The 22,664-nt window shown below is 67.2% G+C and carries 19 protein-coding genes; 8 read left to right on the forward strand and 11 right to left on the reverse strand.

Going from position 1 to position 22,664, the window contains the following annotated elements; genetic code table 11:
* Nucleotides 1–52: 52 nt before the first annotated feature.
* Nucleotides 53–655, forward strand: a complete 603-nt coding sequence (locus DBO33_RS23065; RefSeq protein ID WP_107656900.1) for a DUF7691 family protein — start codon at nucleotides 53–55, stop codon at nucleotides 653–655.
* 314 nt (nucleotides 656–969) lie between these two features.
* On the opposite strand, the gene arfB is transcribed toward DBO33_RS23065, so the two are convergent.
* Complete coding sequence (gene arfB, locus DBO33_RS23070) at nucleotides 970–1,398, reverse strand: alternative ribosome rescue aminoacyl-tRNA hydrolase ArfB (protein ID WP_107660525.1); 429 nt, start codon at nucleotides 1,396–1,398, stop codon at nucleotides 970–972.
* A 73-nt stretch (nucleotides 1,399–1,471) separates the two neighbouring features.
* Nucleotides 1,472–2,524 (reverse strand): hypothetical protein, encoded by a 1,053-nt coding sequence (locus DBO33_RS23075; RefSeq protein WP_159080419.1) that lies wholly within the window; start codon nucleotides 2,522–2,524, stop codon nucleotides 1,472–1,474.
* 392 nt (nucleotides 2,525–2,916) lie between these two features.
* On the opposite strand from DBO33_RS23075, the gene DBO33_RS23080 reads away from it, so the two are divergent.
* The 4 genes from DBO33_RS23080 to DBO33_RS23095 all read left to right on the forward strand — a co-directional run bounded on the left by DBO33_RS23080 (nucleotide 2,917) and on the right by DBO33_RS23095 (nucleotide 7,902).
* A complete protein-coding gene (locus DBO33_RS23080; protein ID WP_107656902.1) occupies nucleotides 2,917–4,356 on the forward strand; it encodes an MFS transporter in 1,440 nt (479 codons plus the stop codon).
* Nucleotides 4,353–4,736: a nitrite reductase small subunit NirD gene (gene nirD / locus DBO33_RS23085; protein ID WP_107656903.1), complete on the forward strand. Its 384-nt coding sequence runs from the start codon at nucleotides 4,353–4,355 to the stop codon at nucleotides 4,734–4,736. Before DBO33_RS23080 ends, nirD begins: the two co-directional genes overlap by 4 nt.
* Nucleotides 4,737–4,788: 52 nt before the next feature.
* Nucleotides 4,789–6,297, forward strand: coding sequence for a glycoside hydrolase family 76 protein (locus DBO33_RS23090; RefSeq protein WP_159080420.1), 1,509 nt, complete (start codon nucleotides 4,789–4,791; stop codon nucleotides 6,295–6,297).
* Between the two features lie 129 nt (nucleotides 6,298–6,426).
* Nucleotides 6,427–7,902 (forward strand): flavin-containing monooxygenase, encoded by a 1,476-nt coding sequence (locus tag DBO33_RS23095; protein ID WP_234390996.1) that lies wholly within the window; start codon nucleotides 6,427–6,429, stop codon nucleotides 7,900–7,902.
* Nucleotides 7,903–7,943: 41 nt separating this feature from the next.
* Here the strand turns inward: DBO33_RS23095 and DBO33_RS23100 are convergent, their stop codons facing one another.
* A complete protein-coding gene (locus DBO33_RS23100) occupies nucleotides 7,944–8,525 on the reverse strand; it encodes a YdcF family protein (protein ID WP_234390997.1) in 582 nt (193 codons plus the stop codon).
* A 161-nt stretch (nucleotides 8,526–8,686) separates the two neighbouring features.
* Here DBO33_RS23100 and DBO33_RS23105 point away from each other — a divergent pair, with 161 nt between their 5' ends.
* Entirely contained in the window at nucleotides 8,687–9,214 is a 528-nt protein-coding gene (locus DBO33_RS23105; RefSeq protein WP_159080421.1) for an RICIN domain-containing protein, read from the forward strand.
* An 80-nt stretch (nucleotides 9,215–9,294) separates the two neighbouring features.
* Here the strand turns inward: DBO33_RS23105 and narI are convergent, their stop codons facing one another.
* The 8 genes from narI to DBO33_RS23145 form a co-directional block, all read right to left on the reverse strand.
* Complete coding sequence (gene narI, locus DBO33_RS23110) at nucleotides 9,295–10,035, reverse strand: respiratory nitrate reductase subunit gamma (protein WP_107656908.1); 741 nt, start codon at nucleotides 10,033–10,035, stop codon at nucleotides 9,295–9,297.
* Nucleotides 10,032–10,712, reverse strand: a complete 681-nt coding sequence (narJ, locus tag DBO33_RS23115; protein ID WP_107656909.1) for a nitrate reductase molybdenum cofactor assembly chaperone — start codon at nucleotides 10,710–10,712, stop codon at nucleotides 10,032–10,034. Before narJ ends, narI begins: the two co-directional genes overlap by 4 nt.
* A 34-nt stretch (nucleotides 10,713–10,746) precedes the next feature.
* Nucleotides 10,747–12,507, reverse strand: a complete 1,761-nt coding sequence (narH, locus tag DBO33_RS23120) for a nitrate reductase subunit beta (RefSeq protein WP_107656910.1) — start codon at nucleotides 12,505–12,507, stop codon at nucleotides 10,747–10,749.
* Nucleotide 12,508: 1 nt separating this feature from the next.
* On the reverse strand, nucleotides 12,509–16,246 hold the full coding sequence (locus tag DBO33_RS23125; RefSeq protein WP_107656911.1) for a nitrate reductase subunit alpha: 3,738 nt from the start codon (nucleotides 16,244–16,246) through the stop codon (nucleotides 12,509–12,511).
* 313 nt (nucleotides 16,247–16,559) lie between these two features.
* A complete protein-coding gene (locus tag DBO33_RS23130; protein WP_234391386.1) occupies nucleotides 16,560–17,462 on the reverse strand; it encodes an NAD(P)H-dependent flavin oxidoreductase in 903 nt (300 codons plus the stop codon).
* A 562-nt stretch (nucleotides 17,463–18,024) separates the two neighbouring features.
* Nucleotides 18,025–18,426 carry an STAS domain-containing protein gene (locus tag DBO33_RS23135; RefSeq protein ID WP_159080423.1) on the reverse strand — a complete coding sequence of 134 codons (402 nt, stop codon included), beginning with the start codon at nucleotides 18,424–18,426 and terminating at the stop codon, nucleotides 18,025–18,027.
* A gap of 224 nt (nucleotides 18,427–18,650) precedes the next feature.
* Nucleotides 18,651–19,337, reverse strand: a complete 687-nt coding sequence (locus DBO33_RS23140; RefSeq protein WP_107656913.1) for a response regulator — start codon at nucleotides 19,335–19,337, stop codon at nucleotides 18,651–18,653.
* Nucleotides 19,330–20,568 carry a sensor histidine kinase gene (locus DBO33_RS23145; RefSeq protein WP_107656914.1) on the reverse strand — a complete coding sequence of 413 codons (1,239 nt, stop codon included), beginning with the start codon at nucleotides 20,566–20,568 and terminating at the stop codon, nucleotides 19,330–19,332. Before DBO33_RS23145 ends, DBO33_RS23140 begins: the two co-directional genes overlap by 8 nt.
* 164 nt (nucleotides 20,569–20,732) lie before the next feature.
* Here DBO33_RS23145 and DBO33_RS23150 point away from each other — a divergent pair, with 164 nt between their 5' ends.
* Both DBO33_RS23150 and DBO33_RS23155 read left to right on the forward strand, forming a co-directional pair.
* Nucleotides 20,733–21,320, forward strand: a complete 588-nt coding sequence (locus DBO33_RS23150) for a hypothetical protein (protein WP_199856725.1) — start codon at nucleotides 20,733–20,735, stop codon at nucleotides 21,318–21,320.
* A gap of 168 nt (nucleotides 21,321–21,488) precedes the next feature.
* Complete coding sequence (locus DBO33_RS23155; RefSeq protein ID WP_107656915.1) at nucleotides 21,489–22,613, forward strand: FAD-dependent oxidoreductase; 1,125 nt, start codon at nucleotides 21,489–21,491, stop codon at nucleotides 22,611–22,613.
* The last annotated feature ends 51 nt before the right edge of the window (nucleotides 22,614–22,664 follow it).

The following is a 22,664-nucleotide window of genomic DNA, read 5'->3' on the forward strand; positions in this document are numbered from 1 at the left end:
GTTGCTGTGATCGGGTGGTCGCAGTCCAGGAACACAGAGTGGAGGAGAACCGATGAGTACGCAGCTCACCATCTACAGCGTGAGTCTGGAGAATGTGCATCTGTGGGTTCGGCAGCCGGGACCCGGGACGCTGGAGGGGAGCCGACGGCGCGCGATCGCCATGGACGCGCAGAGCGCGGGAAACGGGTCCCTGTCCGTGGCAGAGGCCGTCGATGACATCTTCGGTGACCGCCCCAAGAACCCGGGCGCCGGGGACGCCTACACCTGCGTCTGGCAGGACGTGATCGAGCACGGCGAGTCGACCCGCTTCGACCTCGGGCCGTTGCGGCAGGGCGCGCGGTTCCTGGAAGTAGCGAGTGAGGAGCTCGAAGCCGCCGGAGTACCCCCGGAACTCACACCTTCGAGCTTCGTCTACGACAACCCCTTCGCCAGCACGCCCCAGGCCAGAAACGCGCCATTCGTCGGGCATGTGGCGGCACAGCGAGTGACGGAGCTTCGCGAGGTCTACGAGGTGATCACCGTCGGGGCGGCGACGGCCGGTCTGGTCAACGTCCTACTGGCCGCCGCGGAGGAGACCCTCCGCTTCAACACGTTCGCCATGAACTTCCCTGACGGACCGTTACCGCCGCAGGACTTGGTCACCTTCTACGGCTGAGTGGTGGTCGTGGTCCTCAGATTCCCGCGCGGTTCAGCACCTCCTCAGAACAGGCGATCATCCGAAGGTTCCGGCACGGGCGGGCTGCTCACCGTACGCGAATACACCCATGAGCACAGCGCCGAAGGCAACGGCCCTGGGGGCGAACCGGTACGGCAACAGCCCTGAGATGCCGACGATGACAAGACACGGAGTGACCAGCAAAAGAAACGGCCCATAGACCGCGACGGACTTGCTGTGTTGGATCTGTGGAGATCTCGTACGGCCGTAGTTGTCGATAACACGCCACCCGCCCGGTGGTGCTGCCCGTCGGGCTAGTCGTCGGGTGAGGCGCGGCGGTTTCGTTTGGTGATGCCGCGCCGTTTCTTGGCGGAGATGCGGCGTTCTTTTGCTCCGCGTGAGGGTTTGGTGGGGCGGCGGACGGGTGGTGGGGCGGCGGCGGCTTCACGGAGTAGCGCGGCCAGGCGGTCGCGGGCGGCGGTGCGGTTCTGCAGCTGTGCGCGGTGCTCTGATGCGGTGATCGTGAGTACGCCGTTGACCAGGCGGGTGGCCAGGCGGTCGAGCATGCGGGTGCGTAGTCGCTCCGGCACGGAGGGTGAGTTGGCGAGGTCGAACGATAGTTCTACTCGGCTGTCGGTGGTGTTGACGTGCTGGCCGCCGGGGCCGGACGACCGGGAGAAGCGCTCGTGTAGCTCGGATGCGGGGATCACCAGCGTCCGAGTCACGGTCAGGTCCGCTGCCATGATCCGACGCCGTTCGTTCCGGTCCACGAGTCGTCAAGGCCGCGTCGGTTGCTCGATGTCGTTCGGGCACTGATCATTTCACTGCTGGTAGCACTTCTAGGACTGCGGCGGTGACCTTTTCGAGGGTTGCCCGGTCGCGGCCGTTGATTGTCACGGCGGGCACGCTTGCGTAGTCGGAGTTGTCGGCGACCGGGTCGAAGGTTTGGCCGACGTGAATCCGGTAGCTGCCATTGGCTTGGTTGGATGTCCAGTATGCGTGCTGCCCAGCGACTTCCACGCGTTCGTAGTTCTTGAACTCGCGGTCGGTCGAGTGGCCGTAGCCGACATAGATCGCGTCACCGTCGAGCCTGAACCAGCAGCGATCGCCCCATTCGGAATCGCCGCGGATCGCATCCGGCAGCTTCGCCAGTACCGCGCACGGATCCTTACCAGTCACCGCCGTTCGCACCGTGTCCGGCGAATCACCCACGCGCGGATGGCGTTTCCACTCGGCCAGCGCGACGGCGACGAGGGATTGCGCGGCCGGGCACGGTTCGGTTCCCGGCGGGATCGTGACCATCAGGGACATGGAGCCGCCGGTCGGCAGTTGTGCGTACGCGGTGCAGGTGCGGGTCGACGCACTCGCGACCTCCTCCGGCGAGCGGGCATCGTTGTCGCCGAGCAGGTTCACGGTCATGCCGTCGATGGTGACGTTGGCGCCCTGGTCCGGCCCGGTTTGATCGACTGCGCGCACCAGCCAATCCACTTCGGTGCCAGTGTTGCGGTCGGTGCCGAATTTGGCTCTGCACCCGTACAACTGATCGGTGCCGACGGCCGTGACCGGGCCGAGTTTCGCCAGCTCCGCGCGGGGCAGCAGCGCGCAGATGTCGGTGGTGCGCAACCGCGCCAGCATCTCCGCCTCCGGTCCGGTCGCGACCGGCGGCTCCGGCGGGTTCGCTGCGTTCTCCTGGCAGGCAACCGCAGTCACCATCAGTACCGCGATCAGCGCCAACCGTCGAAACATCCCAATCCCCCAAGTTCTAAGCCGTGCCCACCCTGCGCGTGACAGCGTCGATAACTTATCTCGAGGCGGGCAGCGGGTGTGGTGCCCGTCGGTCTCAGGCGCTACCAGGAACGGCTTTGCCATGGCGCTTCAGGAACTGAAGGGCGAGTCCCCGAATTGGGCTTGGAGGATGTCGACTACTAACGGATTGCTTTCCGCGCGGGAGTGAGCGGGCGTCAGCGGCCAGTTGTTCAGGGCTCGTCATTTCCAATGCCTCGACCGTCAGCTGCCACTATCGACACCTCGTTTTCGCGCTCTCACCGGCTCACCTGTCCCCCAGGATCTGGTAAATGCCCTCTTCGAGGACGTGCTGACACCGCGCGCCGACTGACCGGCTGGGAGCCGCGTGAGCGGCCCGGCATCACGCGACCACTCAGCGCTCCGTGAGCAACCGTTGATCTCCCGGTCATTCCACGAATCATGTCGGCAATACCCGCTGCCTACCGTCGGAGACAACCGATTGTGGGAGGCCTGAGTTGAGCACGCTGACGCGTAACCGTGACATCGAGAACTGGGATGCCGAAGATGTGGTGGCCTGGGAAGCCGGCGGTAAGGACGTTGCCAAGCGGAACCTGATCTGGTCTGTTTTCGCCGAGCACGTCGGCTTCTCGGTGTGGTCGATCTGGTCGGTGATGGTGCTGTTCATGCCCACCGAGACCTACGGCATCGATCCCGCGGGCAAGTTCTTTCTGGTCGCGGTGCCGACCCTGGTCGGCGCGATCCTGCGGATTCCGTACACCGTGGCCACCGCGAAGTTCGGCGGCCGCAACTGGACCATCTTCAGCGCGTTCCTGTTGCTGATCCCGACGCTGCTCACGCTGTATTTCATCAATCAGCCGGGCACCTCGTATACGACGTTCCTGGTGGTGGCCGCTTTCGCCGGCTTCGGCGGTGGCAATTTCGCCTCGTCGATGACCAATATCAATGCGTTCTACCCACAGCGGCTCAAGGGCTGGGCGCTCGGGCTCAACGCGGGCGGCGGCAATATCGGCGTTCCGGCGATCCAGCTGCTCGGTCTACTGATCATCGCCACCCTCGGCAACGGCTACGCGTCGCTGATCTGCGCGATCTACCTGGTCCTGGTCGCTCTCGCCGCGCTCGGCGCCGCCCTCTACATGGACAACCTGCGCAACCAGAAAGCCGACCTGGCGGACATGGTCGCGGCGCTGAAGGTGCCGCAGTCCTGGGCGATCGCGTTCCTCTACATCGGTACGTTCGGCTCGTTCATCGGCTACAGCTTCGCCTTCGGTCAGGTGTTGCAGATCAGTTTCAAGGCCGGTGGCGACAGCGCGGCGCAGGCGGCACTGCACGCCGCGCAGATCGCGTTCATCGGACCGCTGCTCGGGTCGCTGGCCCGCCCGTACGGCGGTAAGTGGGCCGACCGGATCGGCGGCAGCAAGGTCACCATGTATGTCTTCGGCGCGATGATGGTGGCCGCGGTGGCCGTCGTAGTGGCGAGCACGCTCGGTGATCGCAACGGCGGCGTGCCGAGCGGCGCGGCGATGGTGACACTCATCGCCGGGTTCATCGCGCTGTTCATTCTGTCCGGCATCGGCAACGGATCCGTCACGAAGATCATCCCGTCGGTGTTCGACGCGAAGTCCAAGAGCCTCAACGTCTCTCGTGACGAGCAGGCCACATGGGCACGCAACACCTCCGGCGCGCTCATCGGTTTCGTAGGCGCGATCGGTGCGCTCGGCGGCGTCGGCATCAACCTGATGCTGCGCTCGTCCTACGCGTCCACCCAGTCGGCCACCACCGCGTTCTGGGTCTTCATGGGCTTCTATGTTGCCTGCGCCGTGGTGGTTTGGGCGGTCTTCCTGCGCAGGCCCAGCGACCGCACCGAGGCCGACGTGGTGGTCGAGGCGGAGACCTTCGTGCTGGAGGCCGAGGCCGCGGCGAGCAGCACCCGATGACCGCCGTCGAAACCCTCGGCAGCGCTACATCTCTCAGCGCCGGGTGGACCCGAGCATGCGGCATCGACCGGTTGATCCCCGGCCGCGGTGTAGCAGTGCTGCTGGGCAGCGGCACGACGGCCACCCAAGCAGCCCTGTTCCGCCTGTCGGACGACACCCTCGCCGCCGTCGGCAACATCGATCCCATCGGCCGCGCGGCCGTGATCTCCCGCGGGCTCGTCGGTGACCGCGACGGCACCCCCGTCGTCATCTCACCGCTACTGAAACAGGCGTACTCGCTGATCGACGGGCACTGCCTCGACGACGACTCAGCGAGCCTGCCGGTATACCAAGTCCGCGTAGACAACTCCGTCGTCTCCATCTCCAACAACCCCGCCTAGACCCGATCGCCGCAGCGCACACCCTTTTCGTAACCTGGCTATGGTGTGGGCCGTGATCGAACGCAAACGGGCTCGGCGGGCCGTTGTGGTCGGGGTTGTCGTCGGCTTGGTGCTGGGGGCATACCTGGTGGTGAAGCCGCAGTCCTTGCACTACGGGGCGTCGACAGAGGTACCGGGATGCCTGGATCGGCCCTGCGACGGGGACGATCCCCGGACCGCAACCGGCATCCGCCGGGTGAATCCGCAGGTTCGGGTGTGGGCGCGCACGATCACCTTGACCACCACAGGCACTGGCGCCTGGGCGAGCATCGTGAACGGGCAGCCGGGCGATTCGGTGTGGCTCGATCGCACCGGCCGTAGCAGCCGAGACGAAAGGTTGACGGCAACCATTGCCGTGGCTGCCACCGCCGGGGATACGCGGTTCTACCGATACGACGACGGGCTGCTGCGCGCTTGCGGGAAGGCCGGTGACCGGCCGGAGGTCCGCTGTACTCGATGGACCGAACAAGCCGACCCGCCACCGGACCGGCGTCTGCGGGCCATCGACCGATTGCTGGACCGCTATGACCTCGGGACAGGTCTCTGGGAGAACGACGCCAGTACCTGGCAGAGCGCCAACGCGCTGACCACTGTCATCGACTACGCGGCGCGCACCGATGACCTCCAGTACCTCGCTTATGTGGACGATATCTACCGGCACGGCGACGTCGCTCGAATAGGGGTTCCCAGACGGACCGGCTACAACGACGACGAATTGTGGTGGGCGTTGGCGTGGTTGCGTGCCTTCGACCTCACCCACAATCCGCGCTACCTCACGGCGGCGCAGGTCGTTGTCGATGGACTCGATGATCAGCGCACGACGTTCTGCGACGGCGGGCTGGCGTGGGCACGCGTGGGTGTCGATCCGGATCAGCGCCCGTGGACCCAGGTGAACGCGATCACCAACGCGTTGTATCTCACGGCGACCGCCCAGCTGAGCACGCGGGTCGATCCATCGAATCGCTCGTGGTATCTCGCTCGCGCACAGACGATGTGGGATTGGTTCACCACACGCGCGGGCCGCGCTTTGATCGACCGATCCGGGTTGATCAACGACCACCTCGACCTCGCCCCGAGCGGTGACACTTGCGTGCTCGCCGACGAGGGCACGCGATGGACCTACGTTCAAGGGGCGGTGATCGGCGGATTGGTGGCGCTGGGCCAGGCCACCGGACACAACGATCTGTTCGCCACGGCCGATACGATCGCCTCGGCGGTGACGCGCGCAGGGTCACCGTTCATCCAGGACGGTGTTCTGGAAGAACCCAGCGCCACGAACTGCCCCGGCCCCCGGTGCCGGGATGCGGAAACCTTCAAGGGGGTGTTCGTCCGCAACTACCGGCAGCTGGTGGACAGCGGCCACTCCCGTTCCGCCACACTGGAATTCCTCATCCGACAAGCGGACTCGCTGCCCGCCGACACCGACGAGTTCGGTTTTCGATGGCAAGGCCCGCGTCGACCTGACGACCTTCCCAACTTCGCCACCCAAGCCGCAGCCGTGGACGCCCTCAACGCGATATGAGGCGTGCCCGGATCGGGCAACTCGTTTCCGGGTATCCCGCGGAAATCCACCTGCTCGGGGGGTGTACCGGAAGGTTGCCGGAACGCTAACCTTCCCGTCTAGGTGCAGTGAAGGGAAACCATGGCGTCGATGGATCAGGTGCAGCATCCGAACGTTCTCATCGTCGGTACGGGGTTGGCCGGTGTGGGAATGGCGATCAAGCTGCTGGAGGCGGGCGAGACGAATTTCGTCATCCTCGAGAAGGCCGATGGGGTCGGCGGCGTGTGGCGGGAAAATACTTATCCCGGGTGCGGTTGCGGCATCATGTCGATGATGTATTCGTACTCGTTCGCGCCGAATACCGACTGGACGCGGATGTATGCTCCGCAGCCGGAGATACTCGATTATATCCGGCGAGTGGTCAAGGATTACGAGCTCGAGCCGTATATCCGATTCCAATCCGAAGCCGTGTCTTACGAATTCGACGACGCCAGCGACCGCTGGGTGGTGCGCACCGCCGATGGTGACGAGTATCGGCCGCGCGCGGTGGTCGCCGCGCACGGCGCACTGCACGTCCCGAATATTCCGGAGTTCAAGGGGCGCGACACCTTCAAGGGCTCGGTGTTCCATTCCGCGCAGTGGGACCATTCGGTGGATCTGACCGGCAAACGAGTAGCGGTGATCGGCACCGGCTCCAGCGGCGTCCAGCTGGTCCCCCAAATCGCCGACACCGCAGCGCATGTCGAGGTCTTCCAGCGCACCCCGCACTGGGTGCTGCCGAAGATGGACCGCCCGGTCAGCGCCCTGGAGCAGCGCCTGTTCAAGGCCTTCCCCGGTGCGATGAAGATCTACCGCAATGCCGCCTTCTGGTTGCACGAGGCGCCGGTGGCCGGCTACTTCCATCCCCGCTTGAACTCACTGCTCAAGTGGATGTCGTTGCACCAGTTGAAAAAGCAGGTGCCCGACCCGGAGTTGCGCGCGAAACTCACCCCGTCCTACACCTTCGGCTGCAAACGCATCCTGTTCTCCAGCGACTTCTATCCGGCATTGCAGCGCCCGGACGTCGGCCTGGTGACCGAGGGCATCGAGGAATTCACCGAAGCCGGAATCCGCACGGCCGACGGCGAACTACACGAGGCCGACGTGGTCGTGCTCGGCACCGGTTTCGCCACCGGCAACCGCTGCGCCGACGAGCACATCGTCGGCCGGGACGGGCTCACCATTCAGGACGCCTGGCGCGACGGCATGCAGGCCTACTACGGCATGACGGTGGCGGGTTTCCCGAACTTCTTCATGATCATGGGCCCCAATTCCGGTGGCGGTGCGCAATCCATCCTGTTCCTGATCGAATCCCAAGTGCGCTACATCGTGCAATGCCTGCGCATGATGGAGAACCGGGGTTCGACGCGGCTCGAGGTGCGCGACGAGGTGCAGCGCGAGTTCAACACCTGGCTGCACGGCAAGCTCGACAAATCCGTGTGGGTATCCGGCGGTTGCCACAGCTGGTTCCTCGATCACACCGGACGCAACCGGCAGTCCTGGCCGGGCACCGGCACGAGCTACTGGCGCGCGACCCGGCAACCCAAAGCCGAGGCGTTCGAACTCTCCGGGGCCGGCCAGCGCTGAACGTCGAGTCCCGCTGGCGCACTGGCTGATTCAGCCGTGCGTCACGGGACGTCGCGGGCATCCTTCAGCCGCCCGTAGACGGCGAGCAGCGGCGTGAACGGCAGCAGATCGCCGAACCGATACTCGCTGCCGTGCACCAGACGGTCGGCCAGGTCCGGGCGCTGCTTCCGCAGATAACGTCTGGCCTTCTCGGCGTGGAACGGCAACGAGACGATCTTGATCCGCTCGACATCCTCGAGATACGGAATCGCGAAAGCGATGTTTTCCCAAGTGCTTCGGCTGGACTCCTCCAGGACGATTTCCCCGCGATACCCACCGGCTTCGGTGGCGTAGCGCGCCATCAGCGCCGCCTCGGTATGCGGACCTGCGCACGCCCCGCCACACAGCACCAGCCGAGTCCGGGTGGCGGCCGGATCGATCGACCGCAGCCCCGCCCGCACCCGCCACCGATTCATCAGGTTGGCACGCGTGCCGGCGTCGCGATACCCGAGCACGACCACGGCCTCGGAGTCACCCGCGACGGACCCGACCACCCTGCGCGTCGCGCGCCAGTTCTCCCACTCACCCCACAGGATCGCCAGGACAAGACCGCCACCGATGCTGAGCCAGGTCCGTTTCCGCACGGGTTCACCCAAGCACATGCCCGCGCAACGCGATCGGCGGCCACCCTCCGGGGTGATTTCCGCACCCTGTGGCGGCCTGGCTACCTCCCAGGGTGGCTTACGAAGCAGGTCCGGGTGCCCGAACCTTGGTGGACAGGCCCTTCCACCAGAGAGATCAGCACTTGACACACTCCCTCAGCCGCGCAGCAGCAGGACTGTTCTTCGGCACCCTGACCGTGGTCGGCCTCGTCGCTGTTCCCGCTACCGCGAACGCCGCACAGCCCGACGACATCGTCACGATCCAACAGGTGTCCAGCGGCCGCTACCTCGACGCGTGGAACGACGGCACCCACGACTACAACGTGGTCACCCGCCCGAAGCAGGGCGACACCAGCCAGCAGTGGCGGATTCGCTGGGACGACAGCGGCACCGGAACCGGAACAGTGCAGCAGGTGAGCAGCAACCGCTACCTCGACGCGCACGAGATCGAGTCGCTGGACTACCGCCTGGTCACCCGGCCCGCGCAGAACAATCCCACGCAGGTGTGGCACATCCGGGCCCTCGGCGGCGGAAAGTACACGATGCAGCAGGCGTCCAACAATCGTTACGTGGACGCACACGAGTACGCCGAGAAGGACTTCGGCGTGGTGAGCCGTCCGGCGCAGCACAATCCGACCCAGCAATTCGTGCTGGTCGTAGTCGGGCACTGAGATCGAGAACGCCGCTGTGGCAACGCATCTCTTCGGATGCGTTGCCACAGCGGCGTTTCAGGTGAGTCGCGGAACGTGGATCAACGCCAGTGTTCCGGAGTGACAGGAGCGTCCCAAGCACGGGCGTAGCGGCGGGTGTCGGGGGCGTTGGATTCCTTGCGGCGGTAGACGATGTAGGGGCGCGTCAGGTAACCGAGGGGCGCGCTGAACATGTGGACCAGGCGGGTGTAGGGCCAGATGCCTATCAAGGTGAGCACGACCAGGCCGTGGGCCTGAAAGGTCCACGGTGTGCCGACCATCAGACCGGGTTCCGGATTCAGCGTGAAAAGGCTACGGAACCACGGGGATACGGTCTCGCGGTAGTTGTAGGTACCCCAGAGCAGGTTGCTCCCCCAGGTATTGAGCAGGCCGGTGATCAAGGCGGCGGCCAGCAGCGCGTACATCAGTTTGTCGTTGGCGGTGGTGGCCTTGCGGACCGCGGGCACGGTGAACCGGCGATAGAGCAGGATGCCGACACCGGCCAGCACCGCCGCGCCGGCCACCGAACCCGCCGACACCGCGACCAAGTGGTAGGCGTGCTCGGAGATGCCGACCGCGGCGGTCCACGACGCCGGTATCAAGACGCCCATCACGTGGCCGCCGATCACCCCGAGCATGCCGAAGTGGAACAGCGGACTGCCCAGCCGCAGCAGGCGGCTCTCGTAGACCTGGGAAGAGCGGGTGGTCCAACCGAATTGGTCGTTCCGGTACCGCCACAGGTGACCGAGGACGAACGAGGTGAATGCCACATACGGCAGGGTCAACCACAGGGTGCTGGTCATCGGCGGCCTTCTCCTTGCGCGAACATGGTGGGATCCATGGCGAACGGTTCGAGTCCCACTTCTTCCTCCGGTGGTCCCTGCGCGGCCAACTCGGCGATGCGCCGCCGGTCCGCCGTGGTCGGCGGGGGCAGCGTGGCGACCACCGCCGCCAGCACGGCGGCGTAGGGAGACCTGTTGTCGGCCAAGGAGAGCCGGAGCAGCTCGATGACCGGCACATGCTCGCCGAGCAACCGTTCACCGCCGATCGGATCGACCGTCGCGGCGAACTCCAGCAGGACCGGCAGGTGATCGGGCAGCTCCTCGTCGCCGAGCTCGACACCCGCGTGCCGGTAGGCGTGCTTGAACCGGAGCAGCGCCATCCCCCGCTTGCGGGTGTCGCCGTAAGCGTAGAAGGTCAGGTGCATGCTGGAGCGGCGGCGCATGTCGAAGGTCTCGACATAGCGCGTCGCCAGGTCCAGCGGTGCGCTTGCGCGCAGGTGGGTGAGGAATTGGATCAGGTGATCCCGCACCGGCTCCGGCAATTGCGTTGCGGCACTGACCAGATCGTCGGTCATCGCTAGGAGTTGCTCGCTCGGGTAGTCGAGCAGCAGCGCGGCGATCCGCCACACCACGCGCCGGTCGCGTTCGGCCATCGGCACTGCGGGCTCGGGCCTGCGGCGCACCTTCAGTAGCGACATGACGGACCCCCGCTCGGATTCGGGACGCGCGGTCTCATTGGGGCGCTCCGGTAGTCGTGGCTACAGGCGGCACACCGTCGGGTACAGCACCGTTGCTTCCGTTATCGACCGCGCCGTTCGCGGCAGAGCCGTTGCTGCCGTTCGCCGCTGAGCCGTTGCCGCCATTCGCGGCTACCCCGTTGCCCGGAGCCTTGCCGTTGGCAGGTGAGGGCAGCAAGCCGTTGGTGCTCTGCCCATCCCAGTTGAGCAGGTTGACGCGGTTCGACTTCTCCTCCGGCGCAGCACCATTGGTGTCGGTCAGGTGGAACTTCTCCACCATGGTGTCGAACGCCGTCATGCCCGGGCCGCCGTCGTTGTCCAGGCTGCACCCGGTCGCCAACGCGTCCAGCTGATGCGCCTCCGAACCAGCGCCCGACGGAATCACGTACCGGTGTTCGTATTTCGCGATCGCCAGCAGCCGGTACATCGCTTCGATCTCCTCCGGCTCCAGCCGCACCGAGGGGGCGATCGCCGGATCCGGTTCTTCGCCGAGGTTCACCGACCGCATGAACGCCCGCATCCCCGCCAACCGCTGCAACGCGGCGCGCACCGGTCCGACGTCACCCGCCGTGAACAGCTCCGCCAGGTACTCCACCGGGATCCGCAATGCGTCGATCGCGCCGAACAGGTTTCGCGCATCCTCGCCGTCGTGGCCGGTCTCCGAGAGCACGTCCACCACCGGCGACAGCGGCGGCACGTACCAGACCATCGGCATGGTGCGGTACTCCGGATGCAGCGGCAAAGCGATCTGGTAGTCGACGATCAGCTTGTAGATCGGCGAATCCTGCGCCGCCTGAATCCATTCCGGCGAGATGCCGGCCCGCTCCGCCTCCGCGATCACCCGGGGGTCGTGCGGGTTCAGGAATACGCCTAACTGCGAGGGGTACAGGTCCTTGTCCTCGGTGACCGAGGCCGCCTCGAGGACCTTGTCGGCGTCGTAGAGCATCACGCCGATGTAGCGCAGCCGGCCGACGCAGGTCTCCGAGCAGACCGTGGGGATGCCGACCTCCACCCGCGGGTAGCAGAAGGTGCACTTCTCCGCCTTGCCCGTCTTGTGGTTGAAGTAGATCTTCTTGTACGGGCAGCCGGTGACGCACTGGCGCCAGCCGCGGCACTTGTCTTGGTCGACGAGCACGATGCCGTCCTCGGCGCGTTTGTAGATCGCGCCGGACGGGCACGAGGCCGCGCACGACGGGTTCAGGCAGTGCTCGCAGATCCGCGGCAGGTAGAACATGAAGGTCTGCTCGAACTCCAGCTTCACCTGATCGGACAGCCGGGACAGCAAGGGGTCCTTGCCGACCTGTTCCGGGCCGGAGCCGAGGTCGTCGTCCCAGTTGGCGCCCCAGGTGATCTTCGTGTCCTCGCCGGTGATCAGCGATTTCGGGCGTGCGACCGGGGTCGTGTCCATCGCCGGAGACGACAGCAGGTTGTCGTAGTCGTAGCTCCACGGCTCGTAGTAGTCCGCCACCGTGGGCAGGTCCGGGTTGGCGAAGATGTTGAGCAGCCGCTTCATCCGGGAGCCGGATTTCAGGGTGAGCTTGCCGCGGCGGTTGAGCTGCCAGCCGCCCTTCCACTTCTCCTGGTCCTGATACTGGCGCGGATACCCTTGTCCCGGACGGGTTTCCACATTGTTGAACCACATGTACTCGGTGCCGCCGCGGTTGGTCCACGCCTGCTTGCAGGTGACGCTGCAGGTGTGACAACCGATGCATTTGTCCAGGTTCATCACCATGGCGAGCTGGGCCATGACGCGCATGTCAGTACTCCACTTCCTGCGAGCGGCGGCGAATAGTGGTTACTTCGTCGCGCTGGTTTCCGGTGGGGCCGTGGTAGTTCAGCGCGAAGGACTGCTGCGCGTAGCCGCCGATGAGGTGTGAGGGTTTGATCATGATCCGGGTCAGCGCGTTGTGGATGCCGCCGCGTTTGCCGCGGGCGTCGTTGACCTCCGGCCGATCCTCGATGCGCGGCACGTCCACCGCCCGGTCCTGTGCGTGATACATGAACACGGTGCCCTCCGGCATCCGGTGCGACACGATGGCCCGTGCGACGACGACACCGTTGCGGTTCACCGCCTCGATCCAATCGTTGTCGGCGACACCGATTTTCGCGGCGTCCTTCTCCGACATCCAGATTGACTGGCCGCCGCGCGACAGCGTGAGCATGTGCAGGTTGTCCTGGTAGGCCGAGTGGATCGACCACTTCGAGTGCGGCGTCAGATACCGGACGGTCACGCCCTTTTCGGTCACCGCGCCGACATCGGGCTCACTGAACAACGCGGTCATGTCCAGCGGCGGCCGGAAGATCGGCAGCTGCTCACCGAGTTCCAGCATCCAGTCGTGGTCCAGGTAGAAGTGCTGGCGGCCGGTGAGGGTGTGCCAGGGCTTCAATCGTTCGGTGTTGATGGTGAACGGTGAGTACCGCCGCCCGCCGGTCTCGCTGCCGGACCACTCCGGTGAGGTGATCACCGGGACGGGCCGAGCCTGGGTGTCGGCGAAGGTGATTCGTTTGCCCTCGTGCTCGGCGGCCAGGTCGGCCAGCTCGGTGCCGGTGCGCCGCTCCAGCGCCTCGAAGCCCTGCACCGCGAGCCTGCCGTTGGTGGTGCCGGACAGCGCGAGGATCGCCTCCGCGGCGTGCGTGTCCTTGGCCAGTGACGGACGCCCCTGTGCCACACCGGAAACCACGGTGCCGTTGGTCGCCGCGAGGTACTTCACTTCCTCGTCGGGGTAGGTGGCGACGCCCTTGGTCGTCAGGCCGAGGGTGTCGATCAGCGGGCCGAGGGCCGCCATCTTCTCCGCGATCTTCGGGTAATCGCGTTCCACCATGACCAGCTTCGGCATGGTCTTGCCCGGAATCGGCTCGCACTCACCGGCTTTCCAGTCCAGCACCCGGCCGCCCGCCTGCGCCATGGCGTCAGGCGAATCGTGTTGCAGCGGTACCGCGACGATGTCTTTGCGGACACCCAGGTGCTTCTCCGCCATCCAGGAGAACCCGCGCGCGATCCGGTGGAACGCGTCGAAGTCGGTCTTGGCCTCCCACGGCGGCGAGATCGCCGGGGAGAAGGCGTGCACGAACGGGTGCATGTCGGTGGAGGACAGGTCGTGCTTCTCGTACCAGGTCGCGGCGGGCAGCACGATATCGGAGAACAGCGTGGTGCTGGTCATCCGGAAGTCCAGCGACAGCAGCAGATCCAGTTTTCCGGTCGGCGCCTGATCGCGCCAGACCAGCTCCTGCGGGCGGACACCGGTGACGTCGGTGGTTTGCAGATTGGAGTCCGCGCCCAGCAGGTGCTTGTGGAAGTACTCGTTGCCCTTGCCGGAGGAGCCGAGCAGGTTCGCCCGCCAGACCGTCAGACACCGCGGGAAGTTCTCCGGCGCGTCCGGGTCCTCGCAGGCGAAACGCAGGTCGCCGGACTTCAACTCGTCCACGATGTGCTCCGGTGCCGACTTGCCCGCCTGCTCGGCCTCGTCCGCCAGGTCCAGCGGATTGCGGTCGAATGTCGGGTAGCTCGGCATCCAGCCGAGCCTGCTGGCCAGCGCGATATTGTCGGCGGCGGTGCGGCCGGCGAACCGGCCCTCGTTCAACGGCGAGGCGAAGGTCTCGGCGGTGAACGGGTCGTAGCGCCACTGGTCGTTGGTGAGATACCAGAAGACCGTGCCCTGCATCTGCCGCGGCGGACGCTGCCAGTCCGAGGCGAAAGCCAGGGTGGACCAACCGGTTACCGGACGGCACTTCTCCTGGCCGACGTAATGGGCCCAGCCGCCGCCGTTGACGCCCTGGCAGCCGGTGAGCAGGGTCAGCGTGAAGAACGCGCGATAGATCTGGTCGGAGTGGAACCAGTGGTTGGTGCCCGCGCCCATCAGGATCATCGAGCGGCCGCCGGACCGGTCCGCGTTGTCCGCGAATTCGCGCGCGATGCGTGTCGCCTGCGCGGCCGGGACGCCGGTGATGGCCTCCTGCCAGGCCGGAGTGTACGGCTCGGATGCATCGTCGTAGCCGGTCGGCCAGTTGCCGGGCAGGCCGTCGCGGCCGACACCGTACTGCGCCAGCAACAGGTCGAACACTGTGGTAACCCGTTTGCCCGCAACAACTATCGTCGGCACGCCGCGGGTGAGTACACCGGGCACATCGGTGTCGAAGCGGGGAAACCGCACGGCCGCAGCGTCGTCGGTACGGCCGTGCAGCGTCAGCAGCGGATCGATGTCCGCCAGATCGAGATTCCACCGTCCGGTGCCCGAGGCGCCGAACCGGTCGCCCAGGGATCCGTTGGGCACCACCGGATTCGCGTCCGCGTCCAGCAGCACGGTGCGGAAATCGTCACCCTCCGCCCCGGCAGTGCGTGGTTCGGTTGCCCCCTGCGCAACCGTACCGGCGGCCGCCAAATCGGCTGCGGTGAGGAACTTTCCGGGCACGTGCGCGCCGTCGCGCTCGTCCAAGGTGATCAGGAACGGCAGGTCGGTGTAGCGCTTGACGTAGTCGGTGAAGCGGTCCGTCGTCTTGTCGACGAAGAACTCCTTGAGCATCACGTGCCCCATCGACATGGCAAGGGCCGCATCGGTTCCCGGCCGCGCCGCCACCCATTCGTCGGCGAACTTGGTGTTGTCGGCGTAGTCGGGCGAGACCACCACGACCTTCTGCCCGCGGTAACGCGCCTCGGTCATGTAGTGCGCGTCCGGGGTCCTGGTCACCGGCACATTCGAGCCCCACATGATGAGGTAACCCGCGTCGAACCAGTCCGCCGACTCCGGGACGTCGGTCTGGTCGCCGAACACCTGCGGTGAGGCCACCGGCAGGTCGGCGTACCAGTCGTAGAACGACAGCATCGAGCCGCCGAGCAGCGAGATGAACCGCGCGCCGACGGCATGGCTGACCATCGACATGGCGGGAATCGGCGAGAAGCCCGCCACCCGGTCCGGGCCGTACTGTTTGATCGTGTAGACGTGCGCCGCGGCCGCGATTTCAGCCGCTTCCCACCATTCGGCGCGCACGAAGCCGCCCTTACCCCGGGATGACTTGTAGCGCTTGGCTTTCTCAGCGTCCTCGACGATCTCGCCCCACGCGAGCACCGGGTCCTTGAGCCGGGACTTGGCCTCGCGGTACATCTCCAGCAGCACACCGCGCACATACGGATAGCGCACGCGGGCGGGCGAATAGGTGTACCAGGAGAACGAGGCGCCGCGCGGGCAACCTCTCGGCTCATACTCCGGTTTGTCCGCGCCGACCGAGGGATAGTCGGTTTGCTGCGATTCCCAGGTGATCACGCCGTCTTTGACGTAAATCTTCCAGGAGCACGATCCCGTGCAGTTCACGCCGTGCGTAGAACGCACCACTTTGTCGTGTGACCAGCGGTCGCGATAGAACTCGTCGGCGCCGCGGCCACCGGTTTTGTGCAGCGTGCGCTGGTCCGCCGAAATCTCGCCGCGGTGAAAATACTTGCCCAGTCGCAGGAGTGCGTCGCCGGCGTCGGCGGATGGTCGGTCGGTCCGTGATTGTGCCACGACGCCCCCTTCGAGCTGTGAAAATCGGGCTGGTGCTCCGACTGTAAGGACGCGGGGACGTGCGTCCAAACAGTTTCCTCACACCCCGCTGCGGCGCATTGTGCGCTGTGAGGCGGCGGCAATGTCGTGGTCATCGGAGGCCGGGCGCGCGTTATCTCCCGTAACAGCCCCACCTGCGTGAAAACCGCAATCCAGCGGAAATACCGCACGGTAGGGGTGTTTCACCGCCGTACCGGTGATCATTCGGAAACCGTGGGTTCTCCGGTGATTTACATTTGTTAACACGTCGAGAGCCGGTAACTCGGGCAGGTGATCACCGCCGCCGAGTGCGTCCATCGAGCAATCGTGCGGCACCGGCGCAGAGATTCTCGATCGCCGCGCCCACCGGTTCGACCCGGGCGACCATCCCGACGGACTCCCCGGCATCGACCGGAGCGATTCGTGGGTCGTCCGCAGCCATCGCGGCGGCGAGAGCCTGCTTGGCCTGCGCGTCGTCGGACAGGTGCTGTTCCCGGCCGGTCCACCGATTCGCGAACTCGTTGCGCAGCACCCGGGCGGGAAACCTTGTCGGCCAAGGCCATTCCATGCCGACGTCGAAGACCCGCGTCAGCATCGTGTCGGTGCCCGCGGCGGCGACCATCGCCCGGCGCGCGCCATCGGCCAGCAACGACTCCGAACACGCGGCCAGGCAGGTACCCCCCCACGCTCCGGCGGCCCCCGCGGCGAGCACGCCCGCGAGACTTGCCGGCGAGCCGATACCGCCCGCGGCCAGAACCGGGACCGATACCGCGCCGACCACCGCGTCCAGCAACGGCAGGGTGGCCATCTCCGGCGCACCGTGGCCGCCGCCCTCCGCGCCGCGCGCCACCACGACATCGATGCCCGCGTCCTCGGCCCGGCGCGCGTCGTCCACGGTGTATACCTGTGTGGCCGTGCGGATTCCGGCTTCCCGCACTCGCTGCACCCAGGACAGGTCCTGACCGAAACTCACCGAGATCAACGCAGGCGCGGCCGCCACGGCGACCTCGAGCAACGCCGGTTCCGCGCCGACGACCCAATCCACCACCCCGATCCCGAACGGACCGCGCACCTCGCCCAGCTCGCGCAGCTCCCGCTGCAGCGCTTGCGCCGACCCTGCGCTCCCCATCCCGATCATGCCCAATCCGCCCGCGGCCGTCACCGCCGCCGCGAATCGTCCGCCCGCCACTCCCCCCANCCCCCCCCCCCCCCCCCCCCCCCCCCCCCCCCCCCCCCCCCCCCACCCCCCCCCCCCCCCCCCCCCCCCCCCCCCCCCCCCCCCCCGCGGCCCCCCCCCCCCCCCCCCCCCCCCCCCCCCCCCCCCCCCCCCCCCCCCCCCCCCCCCCCCCCCCCCCCCCCCCCCCCCCCCCCCCACCCCCCCCCCCCCCCCCCCCCCCCCCCCCCCCCCCCCCCCCCCCCCCCCCCCCCCCCCCCGCGCCCCCCCCCCCCCCCCCCCCCCCCCCCCCCCCCCCCCCCCCACCCCCCCCCCCGCCGCCCCCCCCCCCCCCCCCCCCCCCCCCGCCACTCCCCCCATCGGCGCGTTCACCAACGGCACCCGCAGCCCCATCCCCCGCGACCATTCCGTGGCCAACCCGTCGAACGCCCGCACACCATCCGCCGATGACGATTCCACTGCACCCGAGGTCATACCGACCATCGCAACACACCTGCCGAAGAGCGGCGGCACCGGACACGCGGCGCGGCCACCGCCTGCTCGCAACGGTGCTGACGCCGCGAGCAGGTGGTCGGCCGCCGGACCACTATTCCGTCACGGCCCGCATCGCGAGATCCACACGCGGATAACAAGATATGCGGTCGTAAGCGTCGGTCAGGCTGAGGGCGCGCTGGGTCGGGCGGGTGGATGCCACGACGGCGAACCGACGTAGGCGGCTGTCGGCGCGCTGAGCCGCACGGATGAGCACGTCGACACCGGCGAAGCCCAGAAAGCCGACTTTGCTCAGGTCCGCGACCACGGCAGGCGCACGTTGACTGTCGTGCAGCGCCAGTTCCAGCAGCGGAGCGGTGGCCAGGTCGAGCTCGCCGACGATGGTGAGCACCTGGATGCCCCGCGATGTGGTGTTGGCGCGAATACGCAGCTGTCCCTGCGAGTATTCGCTGATGCTCGCTGGTGGGTGGGAATGCGAGAGCAGCCGTCGAGACATTCGAGGCTGGCGAGGACTTAGCGGTTTCGTCATGCGCAACGCTCCGGGTCAGCGCCGAACGGACCTGCCACCCAGCGTGATTCGGTTGTAGCCCGCGCCGAGCCCGGCCGCATTGTCGCGAGCCGATCGAGGTGTGAGGCCACCATCGGCTCGTGTCTGAACCACCTGCAAAACTACCCGCGTCCGCCTGCGGGCACAACAGCGAACGGCGAGCATCCCCCCGGTCAGCGGTTGCCCGGCACCACGATTCCGGTTTCATAAGCGAGCACGACGAGCTGGGCACGGTCGCGCACGGCCAGCTTGGTGAGCAGGCGTCCGACATGAGTTTTGACGGTGGCGATGCTGAGATGGAGGGTGCTCGCGATTTCGGCGTTGGACAGCCCCGCCGCGACATGCTCGAAAACCTGGCGTTCGCGGTCGGTCAACGCGGCCAAGACATCCGGCGGCGCGGCCGGTGCCACGGGTTGGCGGGCGAACGTACTGATCATCCGGCGGGTGACACTCGGCGTCAGCAAAGCGTCACCGTTGGCGACCACCCGGATCGCGTGCAGAAGTTCCTCGGGCGGTGAGTCTTTGAGGAGGAACCCGCTCGCGCCGCTGCGCAGCGCCTGGAAGACGTGCTCGTCCTGATCGAAAGTGGTCACGATCAGCACATGCGGGCCCTGGGTCTCGCCCGCGGCGATATGCCGCATCGCCTCGAGACCGTCCATGATCGGCATTCGAATGTCCATCAGCACGACATCGGGGCGCAACTGGCGAGTGAGCCGCACCGCCTCGCCGCCGTTGCTCGCCTCGCCGACGACGGTGAGATCCACGGCGGAATCGACCAGCACCCGGAACCCAGCTCGGACGAGGGCTTCATCGTCGGCGATCAGCACCCGGATCGTGCTACCGGACTCGGGTTCAGACATGGTCGTCCGTATCGAGAGGGAAGCGCGCGGTGACGGCGAAGCCGCCCTCGGGTCGTGGCCCGGCGTCGAGGCGGCCGCCGAACAGCGACACCCGCTCCTGCATCCCGACGAGTCCGAGACCACTGCCTTCGCTGTCCATCGGCTGCCCGGCTGAGTGCGTCACCGGTCCGTCATCGGCGATGGACACGGTCAGCTCACGCGGCACATGCCGGATCTCGATCCGCGCGCGGTCGGTCTGCGCGTGTTTGACGACGTTGGTCAGCGCCTCCTGCACGATGCGGTAGACGGTCGTCTCCAATAGGGCGGGATAGCGAACGGGCGCACCGACGACCTGATACTCCACGGTCAGACCGTTGTGGCGCAGCCCCTCGACGAGCGTCGCGATCTCGGCGAGCCCGGGTTCGCCCGGCTCGTCCTGCGGCCCCGGCTCCCGGATCTGCGCCAGCACTCGCCGCAGCTCCCGCAATGCCGAGCGGCTGGCCGTCTCGATGGTGCTCAGCGCCTCCCGCGCCTCGCCCGGTTGCTCGTCGATCAGCAGGCGCGCCACCCCGGAACGGACGGCGACCATGCTCAAGGTGTGCGAGATCAGGTCGTGCACGTCGCGCGAGACCCGTAACCGCTCCTCGGCCCGGATCCGGCGCTCCGCTTCCTCGGCCTGCCGAAGTTGTTGCGCGGCAAGACTGTTCCGATAGTCGCGACGGGTCCGCAGCATGTCACCGGCCAGCCAGGCGGGGATCGCGATGAACAGCTCGACGAAGTTCTGGTCCTGATCGGGATGCAGCGGCGCGGCGACCATCGCGGTGATGTAGATGGCGACGAGGGCCCCAACGGTGGCGAGCACGGACTCGCGCCGCGGCCACCGGTCGGCCAGCGTGAGCACCGCGACACCGAAGGCGGGACCGGCATTGCTTACCCACGGCGTGAATCGCACCCCCAGCACGGCGGCGAGACACAGCACGGCCGTCACCGCGACGAGCACCGCCAGCGGCCACCGGCGACGGACGATCAGCGGCGCGACCACCGCAGCACCGAGGGCGGCGATGGCGAGCGGCGACCCGTGCCCGCTGGTCGCGCCGATCAGCACGGGCAGCGTGAACGCCGCGAAGCAGACCACGGCGATGCCGACGTCGACCCCGTCGGGCCCGGGATCTGTGCGGTGCAGGCGTGCGGTGAGTCGCTGATGCCACGGTGCCGGTCGGGTGTCCGGGTGCGGCAGGGAAGTAATCGCCATAACGCTGACGGTATCCGGCGGACGCTGCACAAACATCGCTCCGAGGTCGCCAGGTCGGGTCATCCGCAAGTCGCAGCGGGCCCGCGGCATCCACCCATGGTGGGTAGCGAGTTCGCGGCTGGCGGCTGACGACAACGTGCAGTTCAGCGGGTCAGAGTTGGGGCATGAACACCTACGACACCGAGCGCGTCGCCGACGGCCTCCGAATGCAGTTCTCGCGTCCACTGGTCGCGATCGCCACCACCTCTCTGGCCGCGGGCATCGTGTTCGGCGGCACGATCTACCTCCACCGTTCCCCGGAGCTCGAGACGCCCGTCGACGGCACGTCCGCGTGGTTGCCACACCTGGTGCTGTTCGCGCTGGCCGCCGCCGTCTGCACCGTCATCCTGCGCCGGCGCGGCGTTGCGGCCGCGATCCTGCTGGTGTCCGCTCCCCTCGGCACCACTGCGGCGCGCCGGCTCGGGAACACGCTGCGTGCGATCCCGCGGCACCCGAGCGTTCTACTGCGCGTCCTGCTCGCCGTCCCTGCCATGGTCGTGCTGGTCTACTGCCCGTTCCGGATCGGTGTGCAGGTCCTCGCCGGCCTGGACCCGAACTTCACTGTCGACGCCTGGGGCGGCCCGACGTATCTAGGTGCGATGGCCTGCCACTACCTCGATGCCGCGGTGCTGATCGCCGCCGCGGCCTACCTGCTGAACAAGCTGTTGTTGCCCGCCACGCACCACACGCGGACTACTGATAGGCCCCGGTAGCTGAGCCGTACTCAACGAATCGCACCCGGCGTCGCTCGGGATCAACGTTCGGCTGATGATCGGGTCGCATCGGCGGAAATAGACTCGCGGTCAGTACCGGCGGAAGGTTTCGTCAGTGAACAGAGCGGATTCCGATAGGAACAGCGGCGGTTCGCCCGGGAAGCTACCGTGAGCACGCCACGGGTGCTGATCGTCGGCGGTGGTATCGCGGGCCTGACCCTCGCGGCGGCGTTGCGGCGCAACGGAATCGAACCGACAGTGGTGGAACGGGTCGCCCGGTACGGCGACGTCGGATATGTGATCACGCTGTGGCCGATGGGCCGGCTGGTCCTGGACCATCTCGAATTGGGTCGGCAGTTCGACGAGCGCACGGTGCCGATCAACACCTACTCGACGCACATCGACGGCGGCCGCGCACTGCGAACCTTCGACTTCCGCGGCCGCCTCGGCGACGGCGTCCCGCGCGCGCTCAAGCGGTCCGAACTGATCGAGTTGCTCGGATCGTATGACGGCGGCACCGACGTCCGGATGGCACGAACCGTGACCGCCATCGAGCAGGACGACCACCACGTCGTCGTCACCTTCGACGACGGTGCGACCGCCGACTACGACGTGGTGGTCGGGGCCGACGGCATCGATTCGGGCGTGCGCAGACTCGTGGCGGGCGACGTGCCCATGCATCGCACCGGGTTGCGGCTGTGGACCTGGTGGACGTCGGGCACCGGTGTCGCCCCGGACGAGTCGCACGAGTTCTGGGGCAAGGCAAGATATTTCGGCTACAACCCGACCACCGGGCCGGTCGGGTGCGCGGCAGCGCTCCCGGCATCGGGCGCCCCGGCGACTCCGAAGCAGCTCCGCGAGCGCCTCGACGGCGTTGCGGGCCCGATGGATTGGATGATCGACGCACTCGCCGATATCGACGAGATCGGCGCTTTCGACCTCGACGATCTGCGGATGCCGCACTGGCAGTTCGGCCGGGTGGTGTTACTCGGCGACGCGGCCGCCGCCTTCCTGCCGACAGCGGGCGTCGGGGCATCGATGGCGATGGAGTCGGCTCTCGTACTCGCCGAGGAACTCTCGAAGGTGGACGCGGCGGGGGCACCGGATGCATTGCGGCACTATGTGCAACGACGCCGTACCCGGGTCGACGCGGTGCAGAACCGGTCACGGTGGCTCATCCCGGTAATGCTGCGCCGCACCCGATTCGGCACCGCGGTGCGCAACGCCCTACTGCGCGCGATGCCCGAGAACCTGGTGATCTCGGAGATAACCCGCTGGAATCCGCAACCATGAGCTCACGGTCCGAGCTCTCCCGGATAGCCGAAATATCGTACGGTCGGCGCG

The organism is Nocardia suismassiliense, from assembly GCF_900269665.1.
GTDB classification, from domain to species: domain Bacteria; phylum Actinomycetota; class Actinomycetes; order Mycobacteriales; family Mycobacteriaceae; genus Nocardia; species Nocardia suismassiliense.

Bases quoted from the DNA above. Each gene is read 5' to 3' on its own strand.
- DBO33_RS23065 (WP_107656900.1), top strand. From the start codon at position 53: ATGAGTACGCAGCTCACCATCTACAGCGTGAGTCTGGAGAATGTGCAT.
- arfB (WP_107660525.1), bottom strand. From the start codon at position 1,398: ATGGCAGCGGACCTGACCGTGACTCGGACGCTGGTGATCCCCGCATCC.
- DBO33_RS23075 (WP_159080419.1), bottom strand. From the start codon at position 2,524: ATGGCAAAGCCGTTCCTGGTAGCGCCTGAGACCGACGGGCACCACACC.
- nirD (WP_107656903.1), top strand. From the start codon at position 4,353: ATGACCGCCGTCGAAACCCTCGGCAGCGCTACATCTCTCAGCGCCGGG.
- DBO33_RS23095 (WP_234390996.1), top strand. From the start codon at position 6,427: ATGGATCAGGTGCAGCATCCGAACGTTCTCATCGTCGGTACGGGGTTG.
- narI (WP_107656908.1), bottom strand. From the start codon at position 10,035: ATGACCAGCACCCTGTGGTTGACCCTGCCGTATGTGGCATTCACCTCG.
- narJ (WP_107656909.1), bottom strand. From the start codon at position 10,712: ATGTCGCTACTGAAGGTGCGCCGCAGGCCCGAGCCCGCAGTGCCGATG.
- narH (WP_107656910.1), bottom strand. From the start codon at position 12,507: ATGCGCGTCATGGCCCAGCTCGCCATGGTGATGAACCTGGACAAATGC.
- DBO33_RS23135 (WP_159080423.1), bottom strand. From the start codon at position 18,426: ATGTCTCGACGGCTGCTCTCGCATTCCCACCCACCAGCGAGCATCAGC.
- DBO33_RS23140 (WP_107656913.1), bottom strand. From the start codon at position 19,337: ATGTCTGAACCCGAGTCCGGTAGCACGATCCGGGTGCTGATCGCCGAC.
- DBO33_RS23145 (WP_107656914.1), bottom strand. From the start codon at position 20,568: ATGGCGATTACTTCCCTGCCGCACCCGGACACCCGACCGGCACCGTGG.
- DBO33_RS23150 (WP_199856725.1), top strand. From the start codon at position 20,733: ATGAACACCTACGACACCGAGCGCGTCGCCGACGGCCTCCGAATGCAG.